Consider the following 18,731-nt stretch of genomic DNA (forward strand, 5'->3'; position numbering starts at 1 on the left):
ATAGTTTGAACAAAATTATGATTTTAAATATTTGTTTAAAAGCAAATCTGTCACATCTGATGAAGAAATAGATTCTCCACATAATACCTTCATCATAATTTCTTTACCTAACGACGCTAAAGAAAACAACATATCAGGACGTAATCGGCTGATCTTATCTCTATTTTCATCTTGATTAATAATGGTAATTAACTTGGCATCAACATTAGAACATTCTTGGATAGTGAGTAGGATAAAGGTATTTTCAGCATCACTTTCAGATAAAGTTGCTACCCAACTGGCTTTAGCAATATTAGCGGATTGCAGTGTCTTAAGGTTAGTCGGATCACCTTCAATAATGTTAGCTTGCGTATCATAAACAGCTTTACTTTTATCAGTACAAATCGCAATAACCGGTTTTCCCTGCTCTCTTAATCCCTTTTCTAATTGTGAAGCCAGTGCCGAAGAGCCAATAATAATAAAATGATTATGCATTTTAGCGATCCTTTTCTTAACAATCTCACGAGTCCCACGAGCAAGAAATCCCATGACATAAACAATAGATGTGGTAAAAACGGTTATTCCCAAGATCACAACAGTCAGTGTAAATATACGTGCATTTGTACTAATTGGCACAATATCGCCAAATCCCAATGTCGTCATACAGACAATAGAAAAATAAAATGCATCCATTAATGTTGTAATATGAGGCCTGAACTCATCCCCGATATAAAGACTTCCTAACATTGAGAATAACAGCAAAGAAAGGATACAGATAAAAGCCACAAAGCCAGCACTCGTTAAACTATGATGTGGAAAGGCTCGCCAACTGATTAATAATCCAATTACCAAAGCAAATGAAAAATAAACCTGAAAACCAATTTGCTGATAAACCGCAACATCAAGAAAAACAATGGTAGCTAATAAAATAAGCGAGACACACCATGCGATCCTTGCACCTAAATACATAAATATTGAAAGCAAGATCAGCGCACAAGCTAACATCACTTTAGGTATATCGAGAAGCTTTAATACACCCAATGATTTAAGCCATGCAGAAAAGCCGTGTATTTCCCAATCCAGATAAATACCACGGGACAACAAAATTGAGTAAATGATAAATATACCATTCAAGATAAGTAATAAAGACATCGTCTTTCTTGTCACTTTAGATGTCTCTATCACATTTAATATTACGGATAATTTCATATTAGGTATCGTGAATACTCAACTAGTTATTTAAAGGAATATTATCTAATCCTTGAAATTTAAAAGGCTCTGCTGGCTTAAAATGGCTTGTTGCATTAGCTGAATAAATGATTGATTGCTCTTCACCTAATGGTAACACCATGACTTTCCCGCTTTCCTTTGAAAAATCAATTTCCTTTAAGTTAACCCAAAAAGTATTCGGTGATAATGCTGATTCGAAAAAATATAATTGATTCTTATGATCAGCCACAGTTCTCCAGCGTGTAGATGAGATTTCTGGCGACTCAGCGGTGCTTAATCCATAAGGAACAGAAACATTTCTGATCACACCAAAAACACTAGCAAGTGATTTTTTACTCGATTGAGCCTTAGGGATAGCATTCACATAAAAAGAAGCTCTGGCAAAACGATCAGATGCACGATTCGTTCCTGGTAACATCACGGTTCCACCAATTTGTTGCCAATAACTATTTAATGCTAACTGCTCGGAAAAAATAGGTGAATTCGTCATCACTTGATACTCTTTGCTGTGATGAATGACTTGTTTGCCGTTGATATATTCAATAATAGCACTATCACCAGTAGCATCCGAAAGAGAAAGGTGTAACGTCGCCATTCTGTCCTGTCCTGGTACCTTATCTGTTAAAACAATAAAAGGTTCACTTTCTAATGCTGTCACGGCTTCTTCTACAGTAGCAAAATTATCTAGCACATACTGAGCCCATGCTGAAATCGAAATAGCCGGTTTTTCTTTGGTATAAGCTGGATAATCTGATTCCGCCAACCATAATAAATTAGCGACCAATCCTTTTTCATTCATACCATCTGTTGTTGAAATATCATAACCGGATGCAACAACACTTCCATATTTAGATGTCCATTTAATTGAATTATCACCTGCCTCTCCTGAACGTTGCATACCTTGTGGAAATGTCCATAAATTGGTTCCAATGTCATATTTCCAATCCATTGAACGAGCTGTAATGACTTGATTATTATCACCTAAGTAGACAAGTCGGGTACACGCATCAACCTCTGACACACCTGCTGTTAAAAAAGTAGAAATAAACAGAGTACCCAAAAAAGTATGACGTAATTTTTTCATTATTGACTCTTTTTTCGTTAAATAAAGGGATAAGGATGTGAACATGCCTTTGTTATGATCCTCTTTGTTCTTACCTAAAATAGGTAAAGCGTCAAAATAAATCTTAATTAACCCTATGAAAAAATAAGAACTATTACCTAAGTATAAGGCAATAATTTTCAATCGCGCATAAAAAAACCGATACTCTAAGGTATCGGTTTAAAAATCATATAAAGTCATATGGGGCTTTATTGCATCACAAAAAAACGTTCAATTACGCTTTTTTTACACCTTCAACTGAGATAATTAGTTCAGCTTCTTGTGATTTTGGCCCTAAATCTGATTTAATATTAAATTCTTTTAAGTTTACTTTACCTGTTGCTTCAAAACCAGCACGGTAACCTTTCCAAGGATCCGTTCCTTCGCCAATTAATTTTGCATTTAATGATACAGGCTTAGTCACACCATTTAATGTTAAATCACCAACCACTACATAGTTCTCACCTTCACGAGTAACGTTGGTTGATACAAATCGTGCTTCAGGATATTTGCTCACATTAAAGAAATCAGCACTACGTAAATGTTTATCGCGCTCAGCATGATTTGTATCTAAACTTCCTGTTTTGATCACAACATCAACTTTATCTTTTGATGGATCTTCTTTGTCATAACTAAAAGTACCATCGAAATCTTTAAATGTGCCATATAACCAGCTATAGCCTAAATGTTGGATACGAAACTGTACAAATGCGTGCTGACCTTGTTTATCAATAGTATAATCTGCGGCTAAAGCAGTGCTCGCATTAAATAACAACGCACCAGCTGTTAAACCCAATAAAGCTTTCTTAAACATGGTTATCTCCATAATTTTGTTTTATAAATTTAACTATTTAGTTCGCATTCCTAGCATGCGTTTTAACGTTACATCTTTATCAATAAAATGATGTTTTAAGGCACCAGCCACATGTAATAGTGATAACAAAATAACTGACCATGCTAAATAAAGATGAATATCACCGGCTAAATCTGCTTGCTCGGCTCCCCCTGTAAAAATAGCGGGTACAGAAAACCATTCAAATACAGATATCGCTTGACCATCAGCAGTGGAGATTAAATAACCACTAATGAGAATAGAAAATAAAATTAAATATAAGAGCATGTGCGCGATATGAGCACTAATGCGAGTAAATTTACTGTAGCTTCCTAATGCTTTAGGTGGTGGTGATATCCAACGCCATATCACACGTACTATTAGGATGATAAATAAAAGAATACCGATACTTTTATGTATTTCAGGTGCTGAATGATACCAATTATCATAATAACCTAGCGTCACCATCCATAATCCTAAAGCAAACATACCGTAGACAGTAAGTGCTGACACCCAATGCAAAAGGAGTGACAAGTACCCGTAGCGAGAAGTGTTATTTCGCCATTCCATAATAAAAACCCAATAGTTTTTAATTCATTAAAACAATGTTATCTAGTTTAGTGTATTGGGAATAAAATGTTAGTATATAATTCAACAAATAATTTGCTTATCTTTATCAATAATAATCAATATGTAACAATCTCTTATTAGTCACCTAGTTGATTATCTAATCAATAGTATTGTTGATACATCGCTTATGGGCAAAATAGAATAAACACATTGCTGATTTATAACATTCAATAACAGGAGAAAATATAAGAAAAAAATAATGTCTAAAAATAAGGTCAATACAACTATTGTACAACCTTAATAACAATTGTATATTTTACTTATCCTAAATTAGAACTAATTAAACAAAATACAATGATAATTAAAGGTACAGTAAAAAAAACGGATAACCAACGCATTTCACGTACAACACCAAAGATAATACCCACAATACATACAAAAAAAATAATAGGCATCATTTCTGAGTAGTGATCATGAAAATAGTGCATTAATAAATTAATCCACGGATGATCGTTTTGCATATAAAAGTTTCAACCAACATAAGTATATTTAAACTAAGATAGTCATAAATTACTATCATTAACAAATAAAACAAGTGTTGTATTATGAATATCAATCATTGCGCACAAAGATATTAAAATACTTCAACTTCTAAATTACAATAACACCAATAATAAAAAATAATATTCTAAGTTAAATTAACAACAATATAAAATGAAATAGGTTAAATAAAACAAAATAGAAAAAATAGAAACGATATTGTTATTATCCCCACCTTAACAAAATGAAATGTTAATTTCATTTAATTTCAAATAAAGAAAATTAATTTCGACAAGTGATAATAAAACCAATAAAGAATAAATAAAATAGAGTTTTAAACATCAAATAATTACCTTTAGGTTGTTCATTTACTTTTAATTAACTCTATATTTCATTTTAATTGCTATTAGCTAAAAACATTCAATTTCAACTCAAAAAACACTACAATTACAGCAGTATTTTTATTGAGGGCACTATGTCTACTGCAACAAATCTGAATGAACTACAGGAACAAGTTCGCTCCCGCTATAATGGATTAAGTAAAAGGCTACAGCAGGTTGCACATTATCTACTTGATAATAAAAACAGTGTGGCATTTGATACAATTGCAATCCTTGCAGATAAAGCAAATGTTCCTCCATCGACATTAATTCGTTTTGCCAATGCGTTTCATTTCAATGGTTTTAATGAAATGAAACAATTATTTCAGCATCACTTGATGAATGAAATGGTAAATGAAAATGAAAATTTAACTTATAAACAGAAATATAAAGAGGCCCCCCCTAATCTGAATGAGCCTGCCTATGTTTTGCAAGAATTTGCACAAGCAAATAGCCATTCATTGCAACAATTGGCAAATCAGACTCACAGAGAAATGTTAAATAAAACAGTACAGTTACTCGAACATGCTGAAACAATTTATATTTGTGGATTTCATCATTCATTCAGTGCTGCGAGTTATTTTTTTCATGCCCTCTCGCACATTCCTTGCGAAACTGTCTTTGTAAACAGCTTAGGAGGAATGTACAAAGAGCAATTGAGAAATATTACATATCGGGATGTACTTTTTGGCATTCATTTCCATCCATACTCAGATGAAATGCAAAAAATGTGCGAGATGGCAACATATAAAGAAGCTAAACAAATTATTGTTACAGACAGTCCCATTAGTCCACTGGCAAGTTTGAGTGACGTTTGTTTAACGGTAAAAGAAGCTCAAATAAAAACCTTTCGCTCTCAAACATCAACAATGTGTTTGCTACAAGCGATTTCTGTTGCTTTTGCCTTTAGAAAAAAACATTAATTAACACTTATCCAAAACTGCATTTTAATGAAAATGCAGTTTTTTATTTAATAACTTATTAAATATAATATTATTTAATAGAATATTTTTGCAGTAATCAATCATATATTTAAAAAAATATAATTTTATTTAAAACTATTTTTAAGAGTATTTCCAGAATGTTTTATTTGTGATGAAAAAAACAATCATTTAGCATTGATTTACGCCAAAAATTCCTTTCAAAGGGTTAAATTAAATGTTATTTAAAAAGTTATTTTTATTCTTTCTATTATTCCCTTCATTTTCGCATTCAAATGTAGATTCAATAAAAGAAAAGGAAGAAATACCTATTATCGTTAATATTCCTAGTATTTCATTAGGTGATAATAGTAATGCTTCAGGTAATGGTTCAATTGCAATAGGAGTCAATAGCCAAGCTAAAAATACACACTCTGTTGCTATTGGTCATAATGCATTAGCAACCGAAGAAAATACGGTTTCATTTGGTAACACTGAAAACGGGCAGACATCGAGATTAGTTAATATTAGTGATGGTAAAAATAATACAGATGCCGTTAATCTTATCCAAACTAAAAAAATGGTAGAAAAAAATAGAATAACAACAAATAATGCCATGAATCAGCTAAAAAGAAGTATTAGTACAGATATTAATGAGCTCAAAACTCATGTTAATGATTTTGATCACTATTACAGGAAAAGACAAGCTGAAATCACAGACTCAATTGCAAATTTAGATAAAAAAATCATCTCATTAGAAAAGAAAGTATTTGCAGGTATTGCTTCATCTGTTGCAATGACGAATATTCCTTATCTTAGCCATCACACCTTAAGTGGAGGAATTGGTATTAGTAACTACCGAACTGGTACAGCTTTTGCTGGGGGAATACAATATAAACCTAATAATGACATTGCATTTAGATTAAATTCTTCAATAAATAGCGAACAAGAAATCATTATCGGTGGGGGATTAGCCTATGGTTTCTAATTACTTCTATTTCTATAAATAAAAAATAAAAATCATGTTATTAATTAAGCAGTAATAAATATATTCTATTACTGCTTTTATTACATTTCTTTCAAAAAGAGGTTTTGTAGATAGTCAAAATTCAATAGTCACACTTAAATTAATAAATTTATCTTTAGAATTATTAATGTATTTTTGTATTATAAATTATTTTTTATATAATAAGATTATAACTTAGTATAAAAAGGAATTAAAAATGCATTATATATTTCGAAAAATGACATATAAAGATATCAACTCAGTAGCAACATTATTACAGGCAAATTCAGAATCTCAACAAGGCGGATTATATGGCGAATACCCACAAAACAAAGTTGAGGCAATGTACCAATATAGTATAAATACTATTATTGCAATTAATCAAGAAAATATTGTTGCTGTGGTTTTCAGCTTCCCTGTCACATCTTTCTCAATTCCGCCTATTGCTCAAGAAATTAATCGACGCTTCCCAGAAATAACACAAAACAATTGGTTTTACGGCCCTGTTTGTATTGATAAAACGCACCGAGGAAAATCATTATTAAAAGATCTCTACCAGCAGATCTGTTCTTTACATGGCGGGCACCCTATCGCATTTGTTAATAGCGAAAATATTCGCTCACTAAAAGCACATCAAAAGTTAGGCATGGAGATAGTTAAAAATATTGAGTTTAAAGGAACATCTTGGTGGGTCATTAAAGGATAATGAAAACAAACGAAAGAAAAGAACTTACACTAGCTATTATGCAACTTTATAGCTAAAAAAAGAAACTTTAAGCTATTTTTGCAATCATCATCACAAAACAATAAATATCATTATAAATCAATTAATTAAAATTATTCGTAAAAAGTTAATCTATTCTTAACAATATTCCAACTCCTATTTTAGCTGTCAAATTGCTTACAATTTGACACTATTCTGTGATCTCCCTTTCAATTCTTGATCTTTCGTTAACTTACTTTTTGATCTTATGTAAAAGTATAAATAAGATAAAAGACACCAATTCGAAAGTAAACGTAAAATAGGAGGAAGCAATGACTGTTTCCCGCAGAACTTTTATCAAAGGGCTCGCAGCCAGCGGTGCAGCAATGACTGTTTCTACCCCTGTTATTGCTAATTCAGGAAGCACGGTCTCTAACACGCAATCTCGTCCGGAAAACGCCCCTAACCTATTAATTGTTTTTCCTGATGAAATGCGAGCACACGCGTTACAGTTTATGGGAGAAGATCCTTCAATTACACCAAATCTGAATAAATTTGCGAAACAAGCCAAAGTAATGACACAAATGGCTTCAAATTACCCTCTTTGTTCTCCTTTCCGTGGCATGTTTATGACTGGGCAATACCCTGTTCGCAATGGCATTACAGGAAATGCACATGATTATGGTGGCAAAGTAGGTATTGATCTATCTCCTTATGCAAAATGTTGGTCTGATGTTTTAAAATCTCTCGATTACAGCACTGGCTATATTGGCAAATGGCATCTTGATGCACCTTACGAACCATTTATTGAAAGTTACAATAATCCAATGGAAGGTCGTTATTGGAATGAATGGGCAGCTCCTGATAGACGCCATGGTTTTGACTTTTGGTATTCTTATGGCACCTACGATTTACATTTAAAACCTATGTATTGGGCAAACGATACTCCTCGTGATAAACCAATTTACATTGATCAATGGGGACCTGAACATGAAGCTGATATGGCAATCAAGTTTCTCAAAAATGAAAACAATCAATTTAGGGATAATTCAAAACCATTTGCATTAGTGGTTTCAATGAATCCACCTCATTCGCCTTATGACCAAGTACCGAAGAAATACCTCGATGCTTATCAAGGTAAAACATCTAAAGAGCTCAACACTCGCCCGAACGTACAATGGGAAAGTGAATACCAAGAAGGCTATGGGCCTCAATATTTCAAAGAATACATGGCAATGGTCAACGGTGTTGATGAACAATTTGGTCGCATCGTCGATGAATTAGAAAAACAAGGCCTTACAGATAATACTCTCGTTGTTTTCTTCTCTGATCATGGTAGTTGCTTAGGATCAAATGGACAGGCAACAAAAAATAATCCTTATGAAGAATCCATGCGTATTCCTATGATGTTTCGTTTACCGGGTAAAATTAAACCAGGTTCTGATGATGCACTAATGTCAGCTCCTGATATTTACCCGACAATCTTAGGACTACTAGGCTTATCCGAATGGATACCTGATTCTGTCGAAGGTAGTGATCTTTCAGACCGAGTGGTCACAGGAAAAGGCGACACAGCAAACTCGCAGCTTTATCTTTTTATTCCTTATGGAGAACCTTCATTTGGTAAACGAGGTGTCAGAACCAAAACACATACACTGGTTATCGATAGACAAGATGGTCAACCATTGAAATATACCTTATATGACAATGTGAATGATCCTTATCAAATAAAAAATATTGCCAAAGACAATATGCCTTTAATTGAGAAATTAATTAAAGAAGAACTGACCCCTTGGTTGGAAAAAACAGGAGATTCTTGGCGCGCCTCTGAATTTATTACGGCAACAACCAATAAATTAAATAAAACAATATCGACATGTAAAGAAAAATAATAAAAATATCTGCGCCATTATTTTATGGCGCTATATATAAACCCAATTCGCTTATATAAAAATCCTTTTAATAGAATAAAAGGAAAGACGTCCTACACCTAAAAATTGACATTAATAAAAGCGAATAAAGAATTGGATATATACCATGAACAAACTTCGTATTGCTCTTTTCTTACCTCTTCTTGGCTTAGGTTTAACTTCTTTTCATTCTCAGGCAGCTAATGTCAACGCTATGTTTTCTTGGGAAACAGCAGATTACGACACACCCAATAACTATGCCGGTTATCGTGTTGATTTTAATATTAATCCAGAAAAATCTAACTGGTATTTCGATGTCGGCTTTCGCCAACGTGAACATGACAATAAAAACCGCTACCAACGTTATGATTTACAAGGTAGTTATCGTTTTAAATTAAACAATGGTTGGATCCAACCTGGTTTGAAAATCCGTCAAGATCTCACTAATTATGATAACGGCAGTCGCTTAACTATTGATTTTTATGAATCAAAAACCAATTACCAATTTCCAATTAATAAAGATTGGGTTTTAACAGGTAGTGTTTTATTTGGCTTACAAAAGAAAGAAGATAAACGTAGCAATGGCGTCACCAATACGGATTATTTAGGCTGGGAAATTGAACCTGGTCTACGTTATTTTGTTACCCCAAATATTAATACTACTGTTGCTTATTTTGATGGTGGTAAGCAAGCAATACGACATGAAGAATACGACACAAAAGAAACAAACCATAATCAACAATTACGTATGTATGTGAACTGGACAACACCAATAGGATTAATAGTTTCTCCATCAATGCGTAAATCTATTTTTGGAAAAATAGAAGATAGAACAAATAAAGGCGTATATATCGAAAAAGATATGACACGTTATACCCTACAAATGGCTTATCAAATATCACCTCAATGGCGAGTCATGACGGAATATTATAATGAACGAGTTGAAAATAAAAATGATGGTAGCAAATCGACTCAAGATTATTTCAAAGTTTCATTCCGAGCAACATTCTAATAATTAAAATCATATAATTGTTCATGGAGTTATATTGTGAAAAATAAAAAATTGTTATTTTTGAGCGCGGCTATTTTATCAGCTATTTATGGTTCGGCATGGGCGACAGAATGTGATCCCACTTTAAATATCTGTGAAACAGTTAATGTTAATGACGGTAATACGGCTCAAATAAATAAAGATGTCACTGTTTCTCAAGGTGATGGCGTTGTATTTAATGGCTCATCAACAGAATATAAAGCTCAAGCAATTACAAAAAATATTACTGTCACTGGTGATGGTGCAAATGGCCTCAAGATAAATCAAGGTGCTTCTTTTAGCAGTAATATCAACTTAAATGGCGCTAACGTAACCAGTGAAAATGGTACAGCCATATTGGTTGAAGGCGATTTCCCTAAACGAGGTACTGGCGTTTATGTAAGAGACGGTGCCATTATTCGTGGAAAAACTGCAGCCATTGATTTTAGAACACTAAAAACAGGTTTTAGAAGTGATGTAAATGGTGAGATCCACGGCGATATATTAGGAAATGGTCACGCAGATACTAAAATAAATTTTGCATATCAAGGTGGTGCTCAAAATGCTTTATTTGATGGATATCAAATCACGGGTGTTCCATTAATTGAAAACCATGGCAATTTAACTATCCAAGGAAAAGATAAAACGATTCATTGGGAAGGTAATTTCATGAATAAGGAAAATAGCCAGTTAATTTTCCGTCTTGATGATAATACCAATACTGATGAAACTATTCTTCATGTTGACGGTGATGTTACTTTTAAAAAAGGTAGCCAAGCTAAATTAGATTTTAAAGGCACCAGTGTCGATAACATTATAAATAAAGATATTGTTTTGATCTCTTCCAATTCAGCGATTAAAGATGAAGCTGGAATTACGGTTACTGACGCCAATGCCATAGCACCAGATGTATCTCCATTATTAGAAAAAACAGATTCATGGTTAGAGACTACACCGCCTAATATTAGTGGTGGTGTTAGCGGTAATCAATTAGTTGCACGTTATGGTATTAGCTACGAAGGTGGTAATAATTTTATTAGTGCTGCTGAACGTGGTGGCGTCAATGAAAATGGATTAGCGGCAGCTAATTTTATTATTCCAACTGTTTTAAATGAATTTAACAATACACGTAGTCAAGTTTCAGATGAGGCTTTGAGTTTATTAGTTGCAGCTGGAAATGACGATAATAATATTGCCTCATTATCAAATGATTTAGCCCCTATTGCTGATGGCAGTGATATTCAAGCGGGATTAATCATGGTTGAAGATATGCGCAATAATATTGCACACCGCTATTTACGCTATGATAACCAATTGCCAATTGAAGAGAGAGAAGCAGGCTGGAACAGTTGGGCCAATATACTGTATGGTTATGGCACACAAAGCAATCAAGGTGGAATTAACGGTTACAACACTTATCGTACTGGTATTCAAATCGGTACTGATTATGAAATTAATCAAGATGCTCTTATCGGTGTTTCATTTGCTTATAACTATGCCAAGGCTGACGCAAAACAACGTAACGCAAGCAAAGAAATTAGCCATTTTGAATTTATGCCTTACACCGGTTGGTATAGTGACACATTATTCCTAAGCGGTAATCTAAATATTGGTTATTACACTGTCGATAGTGAGCGAGATATTGGTGGCAATACTGGATGGGAAGGAAATACCAAAGCAAAAGGTGATTATTCAGGTGTGCAATTAGGTTATCAAATTAATGCTGGAACTCATTTTGATTTTGATTTCATCCATATTAAACCGATGCTGACTTACCAATATCAATGGCTCAATATTGACTCTTGGGAAGAAACAGGCTCTGCCTTATCTATGCGTACTTATGGCCAACGCTATGCTGTTAATCAATTAGGTGGCTCAGTTGCTTTATGGAATAGCTATCAGACTGCTTATGGAAAATTAACCCCATCTCTTAACCTTCGTTATTTCAAAGATATCGCAGGTGACAATAATATTAATCAACGCCACAGTTTGACTTATTTTAATACTGGAGGAGAGACCTTTGATATTAAAGGAAATACTGTTGGTGGTGACATTATTAGTGCGGAATTAGGTGCCAATCTCGATATCACTCAATCATTAAATTTAGGCACAACAATCGGCTATCAGCGTTATGACAAATTTAATGAAGGACGCATTGGTTTCACTGTTAGCCAGCGTTTCTAAGGAGAAAAATAATGCCGATATTTCGCTTTACTGCACTTGCAATGACATTGGGGCTATTATCAGCCCCCTATCATGTGATTGCTGCAACCAGCAACCCTGCATTTGATCCTAATAATCTGATGCAGTCAGAAATCTATCATTTTGCGCAAAATAACCCATTAGCTGATTTTTCGTCAGATAAAAATTCAATACTTTCGCTATCGGATAAACGTAGCATTATGGGAAGCCAATCTCTTTTGTGGAAATGGAAAGGAGGCAGTAGCTTTACTTTACATAAAAAACTGATTGTACCGACAGATAAAGAAGCCTCTAAAGCTTGGGGGCGTTCATCTACGCCCGTTTTATCATTTTGGCTTTATAACGAAAAGCCGATTAATGGTTATCTTACCGTTGATCTAGGCGAAAAGCTCAATACAACCAGTGAAGCCCAAGCCGGCTTTAAAGTAAAACTTAATTTTACTGGTTGGCGAGCCGTAGGTGTTTCGCTAAATAACGATCTTGAAAATCGTGAAATGACCTTAAATGCGATGAATACCTCCTCTGATGGTACTCAAGACAGCATTGGGCGCGCTTTAGGCGCTAATGTCGACAGCATTCGCTTTAAAGCCCCCTCTAATGTGGATCAAGGTGAAATCTATATCGATCGCATTATGTTTTCTATCGATGATGCTCGCTACCAATGGTCTGATTATCAAATCAAAACTCGCTTATCAGAACCCGAAATTCAGTTTCATAACGTACAACCTCAGTTACCGGTGACACCTGAAAACTTAGCTGCAATTGATCTTATTCGCCAACGTTTGATAAATGAATTTGTTGGCGGTGAAAAAGAAACAAATCTCGCACTAGAAGAAAATATTGGTAAGTTAAAAAGTGATTTTGATGCTCTTAATATTCATGCTTTAGATAATGGCACAATACAAGGGCGACACCTGATCACAGATAAACAAACGATTATTTATCAACCAGAAAATCTCAACCCTCAAGATAAACAACTATTTCATAATTATGTTATTTTAGGTGATTACACTACATTAATGTTTAATATTAGCCGTGCTTATGTACTGGAAAAAGATCCTACACAAAAGGCTCAGCTAAAGCAGATGTACTTATTAATGACAAAGCACTTATTAGATCAAGGCTTTGTTAAAGGAAGTGCATTAGTCACAACCCATCACTGGGGATATAGTTCTCGATGGTGGTATATTTCCACATTACTCATGTCTGATGCACTAAAAGAGGCAAACTTACAAACTCAAGTTTATGATTCATTGTTGTGGTATTCACGAGAGTTTAAAAGTAGTTTTGATATGAAAGTGGGGGCAGATAGCTCTGACTTAGACTATTTCAATACCCTATCTCGTCAACACTTAGCCTTATTACTGCTAGAACCTGATGATCAAAAACGTATCAACTTAATTAATACCTTCAGCCATTACATCACTGGCGCATTAACTCAAGTACCACCGGGTGGTAAAGATGGTTTACGCCCTGACGGTACTGCGTGGCGACATGAAGGCAACTATCCGGGCTACTCTTTCCCTGCCTTTAAAAATGCCTCTCAGCTTATTTATCTACTTCGTGGAACCCCATTTTCAGTCGGTGAAAGTGGTTGGGATAACCTGAAAAAAGCGATGGTTTCAGCATGGATTTATAGTGCTCCAGAAGTCGGATTACCTCTTGCTGGAAGGCACCCATTTAATTCACCTTCGTTAAAATCAGTTGCTCAAGGTTACTACTGGCTTGCCATGTCTGCGAAACCTTCTCCAGATAAAACACTCGCATCTATTTATCTTGCAATAAGTGATAAAACACAAAACGAATCGAATGCTGTTTTTGGAGAAACTATTGCACCAGCAGCTCTGCCTCAAGGTTTCTACGCCTTTAATGGTGGGGCTTTTGGTATTCATCGTTGGCAAGATAAAATGGTGACACTGAAAGCTTATAACACCAATGTTTGGTCATCTGAAATTTATAACAAAGATAACCGCTATGGTCGTTATCAAAGTCATGGTGTTGCTCAAATAGTAAGTAATGGTTCGCAACTTTTACAAGGCTATCAGCAAGAAGGTTGGGATTGGAATCGAATGCCAGGAGCGACGACGATCCATCTTCCTCTTAAAGAATTAGATAGCCCTAAACCTCATACCCTAATGCAACGTGGAGAACGAGGATTTAGTGGAACATCTGCCCTTGAAGGCAAATATGGCATGATGGCATTCGATCTTATTTATCCAGCCAATCTTGAGCGTTTTGATCCTAACTTCACTGCAAAAAAAAGTGTATTAGCCGCTGATAATCGCTTAATTTTTATTGGTAGCAATATAAATAGTAGTGATAAAAATAAAGATGTCGAAACCACCTTATTCCAACATGCCATTACTCCAACATTAAATACCCTTTGGATTAATGGACAAAAAATTGAAGCCATTCCTTACCAAACAACTCTTAAACAAGGTGATTGGTTAATTGATAGTAATGGTAATGGTTATTTAATTACTCAAGCTGAAAAAGTAAATATCAGCCGACAACACCAAACTTCGGCAGAAAATAAAAATCGCCAACCGACAGAAGGAAACTTCAGTTCAGCATGGATTGATCATAGCGTTCAACCTAAAGATTCCAGCTATGAATATATGGTCTTTTTAGATGCAACGCCTGAAAGAATGGGAGAGATAGCACAAAAATTCCGTGAAAACGATGGGTTATACCAGGTTCTTCGTAAGGATAAAGACGTTCATATTATTCTCGATAAACTCAGTAATGTAACGGGATATGCCTTTTATCAGCCTGCTTCAATTGAAGATAAATGGATAAAAAAAGTTGATAAACCTGCGATTGTGATGACTCATCGACAAAAAGACACTCTTATTGTCAGTGCCGTTACACCTGATTTAAATATGACTCGCCAAAAAGCAGCAACCCCTGTCACCATCAATGTCACGATTAATGGTAAATGGCAATCTGCTGATAAAAATAGCAAAGTTAAATATAACGTTTCAGGTGATAACACTGAACTGACTTTTACCAGCTACTTTGGTATTCCACAGGAAATCAAACTCTCACCACTCCCTTGATTTAATTAAAAGGAACGCTCTTGCGTTCCTTTTTTATTTACAGGAAATCTGATTATGTTAATAAAAAACCCTTTAGCCCACGCGGTTACATTAAGCCTCTTTTTATCACTACCGGCCCAAGCTTTACCCTCTCTGTCTCATGAAACTTTCGGAGATATTTATCTTTTTGAAAATGAACTGCCTAATACCCTTATCACTTCAAATAATAACCAATTATCGCTAAGCAAACAGCATGCTAAAGATGGCGAACAATCACTTAAATGGCAATATCAACCGCAAGCAACATTAACGCTAAACAATATTGTTAATTACCAAGATGATAAAAATACAGCAACTCCACTCACTTTTATGATGTGGATTTATAATGAAAAACCTCAATCTTCTCCATTAACGTTAGTATTTAAACAAAATAATAAAATTGCACTAAGTTTTAATGTTGAACTTAATTTTACGGGATGGCGAGGTATTGCTGTTCCTTTTCGTGATATGAAAGGTACTGCAACAGGAAAATTAGATCAATTAGTTATTACAGCACCAAATCAAGCTGGAACCCTCTTTTTTGACCAAATTATGATGAGTGTACCGTTAGACAATCGTTGGGCAGTTCCTGACTATCAAACACCTTACGTAAATAACGCAGTAAACACGATGGTTAGTAAAAACTGGAGTGCGTTATTGATGTACGATCAAATGTTGAAAGCTCATTACCCCACTTTAAACTTCGATACTGAATTTCGTGATGATCAAATAGAAATGGCTTTGATTTATCAGCGTTTTGAGCATTATCAAGGGATAAACAGTAATAAGGAAATCACCACAGATATGCTAGATGAACATTTAGCATTATGGGAAAAATTAGGATTAACGCAACATACTGATGGATCAATCACAGGAAAAGCACTTGATCATCCTAATCGGCAGAATTTTATGAAAGCCGAAGGGATATTTAGTGAGGAGACTAAAAAAGCATTACTTGATACCAATATGCTAAGAGATGTCGGTAAAACGCTTCTTCAAACTGCTATTTATTTGCGTAGTAATTCATTATCAGCAACTGATAGGCAAAAATTAGAAGATCGTTATTTATTAGGCACTCGTTACGTTCTTGAACAAGGTTTTACACGTGGTAGCGGTTATCAAATTATTACTCATGTTGGTTATCAAACCAGAGAGCTTTTTGACGCATGGTTTATTGGACGTCATATTCTCGCAAAAAATAACCTTCTAGCTCCTACTCAACAGGCCATGATGTGGTATAGCGCTACAGGACGAATTTTCGAAAAAGACAATGAAATCGTTGATGCAAATGTCGATATTCTCAACACTCAATTACAATGGATGATAAAAAGTTTATTGATGCTACCTGATTATCAGCAACGTCAACAAGCCTTAGCACAACTGCAAAATTGGTTAAGTAAAACAATACTAAGCTCAAAAGGTGTTGCTGGCGGTTTCAAACCTGATGGTTCTATTTTTCATCATTCACAACATTATCCTGCTTATGCAAAAGACGCATTTGGTGGTTTAGCACCCAGTGTGTATGCATTAAGTGGTTCACCTTTTCGCTTAACTACTTCAGCACATGAGCGTTTAAAAGATGTTTTGTTAAAAATGCGTATCTACACCAAAGAGACACAAATCCCTGTAGTAATAAGTGGCCGTCACCCAACTGGGTTGCATAAAATAGGTATCGCTCCATTTAAATGGATGGCATTAGCAGGAGCCCCAGATGGCAAACAAAAGTTAGATACCACATTATCCGCTGCTTATGCAAAATTAGACAACAAAACGCATTTTGAAGGTATTAAAGCTGAAAATGAACCGGTTGGCGCATGGGCAATGAATTATGCATCAATGGTAATACAACGAAGGGCATCGGCTCAATCACCACAACAAAGCTGGCTTGCCATAGCGCGCGGTTTTAGCCGTTATCTTGTTGGTAATGAAAGTTATGAAAATAACAACCGTTATGGTCGTTATTTACAATATGGACAATTAGAAATTATTCCGGCTGATTTAACTCAATCAGGATTTAGCCATGCTGGATGGGATTGGAATAGATATCCAGGTACAACAACTATTCACCTTCCCTATAACGAACTTGAAGCAAAACTTAGTCAATTACCTGCTGCAGGTATTGAAGAAATGTTGCTTTCAACAGAAAGCTATTCTGGTGCAAATACACTTAATAACAATAGTATGTTTGCCATGAAATTACATGGTCACAGTAAATATCAACAACAAAGCTTAAGAGCTAATAAATCCTATTTTTTATTTGATAATAGAGTTATTGCTTTAGGTTCCGGTATTGAAAATGATGATAAACAACATAGGACAGAAACAACACTCTTTCAATTTGCTGTTCCTAAATTAAAATCAGTGATAATTAATGGCAAAGAGGTTAATCAATTAGGTACTCAATTAACTTTAAATAATGCAGATACTTTAATTGATCCTGCTGGAAATTTATATAAGCTCACAAAAGGACAAACTGTAAAATTTAGTTATCAAAAACAACATTCGCTTGATGATAGAAATTCAAAACCAACAGAACAATTATTTGCAACGGCAGTTATCTCTCATGGTAACGCACCTAAGAATAAAAACTATGAGTATGCGATAGCAATTGAATCACAAGATAATAAAGCACCTGAATACATTGTATTACAACATAATAATCAATTACATGCGGTAAAAGATAAAATCACCCAAGAAGAAGGATATGCTTTTTTTGAAGCAACACAATTAAAATCACCTCAAGCAATATTATTATCGAGTGACTCTCCTGTTATGGTCATGACTAAAGCTCAAAAACAAAAATTAACATTAAGTATTGTTAATCCTGATTTAAATTTATATCAAGGCATTGAAACTGACCAAATTGATAATAATGGAAATCAAATCGAAATCAGCGTTTATTCTCGTCAATGGCTAACAGCTGACTCTAAACCAATAAGCAGCACAGTTACTGTAAAAGGAGTATGGAAATTAGTAACACCACAGTCTGGTGTTATTATTAAACATCAAAATAATAATACGCTGATTACTACGACAACAATACAGGCAACACCTATTGTTATTAATTTAGTTAAATAAATATTTTAACATTTAAATTACCCACTTCGGAAAAACACCTAAAGAGGTAATTCATCACCTAACTAGTCATTTATTTTAAATAACAGAAATAAATTAAATAATTCATTATTGATAATAAATGTGTTGTCTCTAATAAATATTTTGTTATTCTCTGCGCGGGTGCTTGGATCAA

At 34.5% G+C, this 18,731-nt stretch carries 13 protein-coding genes; 8 read left to right on the forward strand and 5 right to left on the reverse strand.

Annotation, left to right across the window (positions count from 1 at the left end):
• Positions 1-15: 15 nt before the first annotated feature.
• The 5 genes from ABN256_RS07755 to ABN256_RS07775 form a co-directional block, all read right to left on the reverse strand.
• Positions 16-1,188, reverse strand: coding sequence for an NAD-binding protein (locus ABN256_RS07755; RefSeq protein ID WP_197268944.1), 1,173 nt, complete (start codon positions 1,186-1,188; stop codon positions 16-18).
• 22 nt (positions 1,189-1,210) lie between these two features.
• A complete protein-coding gene (locus ABN256_RS07760) occupies positions 1,211-2,296 on the reverse strand; it encodes a linear amide C-N hydrolase (RefSeq protein WP_196554033.1) in 1,086 nt (361 codons plus the stop codon).
• A 250-nt stretch (positions 2,297-2,546) separates the two neighbouring features.
• Entirely contained in the window at positions 2,547-3,125 is a 579-nt protein-coding gene (locus tag ABN256_RS07765) for a YceI family protein (protein ID WP_072069302.1), read from the reverse strand.
• Positions 3,126-3,158: 33 nt separating this feature from the next.
• On the reverse strand, positions 3,159-3,713 hold the full coding sequence (locus ABN256_RS07770; protein ID WP_115350697.1) for a cytochrome b: 555 nt from the start codon (positions 3,711-3,713) through the stop codon (positions 3,159-3,161).
• Between the two features lie 320 nt (positions 3,714-4,033).
• Positions 4,034-4,234 (reverse strand): hypothetical protein, encoded by a 201-nt coding sequence (locus ABN256_RS07775; protein ID WP_196553977.1) that lies wholly within the window; start codon positions 4,232-4,234, stop codon positions 4,034-4,036.
• Between the two features lie 494 nt (positions 4,235-4,728).
• Between ABN256_RS07775 and ABN256_RS07780 the strand changes: the two genes are divergently transcribed.
• The 8 genes from ABN256_RS07780 to ABN256_RS07815 all read left to right on the forward strand — a co-directional run bounded on the left by ABN256_RS07780 (position 4,729) and on the right by ABN256_RS07815 (position 18,559).
• Complete coding sequence (locus ABN256_RS07780) at positions 4,729-5,556, forward strand: MurR/RpiR family transcriptional regulator (protein ID WP_196553976.1); 828 nt, start codon at positions 4,729-4,731, stop codon at positions 5,554-5,556.
• Between the two features lie 235 nt (positions 5,557-5,791).
• A complete protein-coding gene (locus tag ABN256_RS07785) occupies positions 5,792-6,541 on the forward strand; it encodes a hemagglutinin (RefSeq protein WP_197268943.1) in 750 nt (249 codons plus the stop codon).
• 235 nt (positions 6,542-6,776) lie between these two features.
• Positions 6,777-7,265, forward strand: coding sequence for an N-acetyltransferase (locus tag ABN256_RS07790; protein ID WP_340893535.1), 489 nt, complete (start codon positions 6,777-6,779; stop codon positions 7,263-7,265).
• A gap of 329 nt (positions 7,266-7,594) precedes the next feature.
• Positions 7,595-9,154, forward strand: coding sequence for a sulfatase-like hydrolase/transferase (locus tag ABN256_RS07795; RefSeq protein ID WP_349439314.1), 1,560 nt, complete (start codon positions 7,595-7,597; stop codon positions 9,152-9,154).
• Between the two features lie 145 nt (positions 9,155-9,299).
• Complete coding sequence (locus ABN256_RS07800; RefSeq protein ID WP_072069308.1) at positions 9,300-10,184, forward strand: OmpG porin family protein; 885 nt, start codon at positions 9,300-9,302, stop codon at positions 10,182-10,184.
• A 36-nt stretch (positions 10,185-10,220) separates the two neighbouring features.
• Positions 10,221-12,386: an autotransporter family protein gene (locus ABN256_RS07805; RefSeq protein WP_197268939.1), complete on the forward strand. Its 2,166-nt coding sequence runs from the start codon at positions 10,221-10,223 to the stop codon at positions 12,384-12,386.
• Positions 12,387-12,397: 11 nt separating this feature from the next.
• Positions 12,398-15,463 (forward strand): chondroitinase family polysaccharide lyase, encoded by a 3,066-nt coding sequence (locus tag ABN256_RS07810; RefSeq protein ID WP_349439315.1) that lies wholly within the window; start codon positions 12,398-12,400, stop codon positions 15,461-15,463.
• A gap of 54 nt (positions 15,464-15,517) precedes the next feature.
• Entirely contained in the window at positions 15,518-18,559 is a 3,042-nt protein-coding gene (locus ABN256_RS07815; RefSeq protein WP_197268937.1) for a chondroitinase family polysaccharide lyase, read from the forward strand.
• Positions 18,560-18,731 lie beyond the last annotated feature (172 nt).

The sequence above is a fragment of the Proteus sp. fly-1008 genome (genome assembly GCF_040140305.1).
GTDB classification, from domain to species: domain Bacteria; phylum Pseudomonadota; class Gammaproteobacteria; order Enterobacterales; family Enterobacteriaceae; genus Proteus; species Proteus vulgaris_B.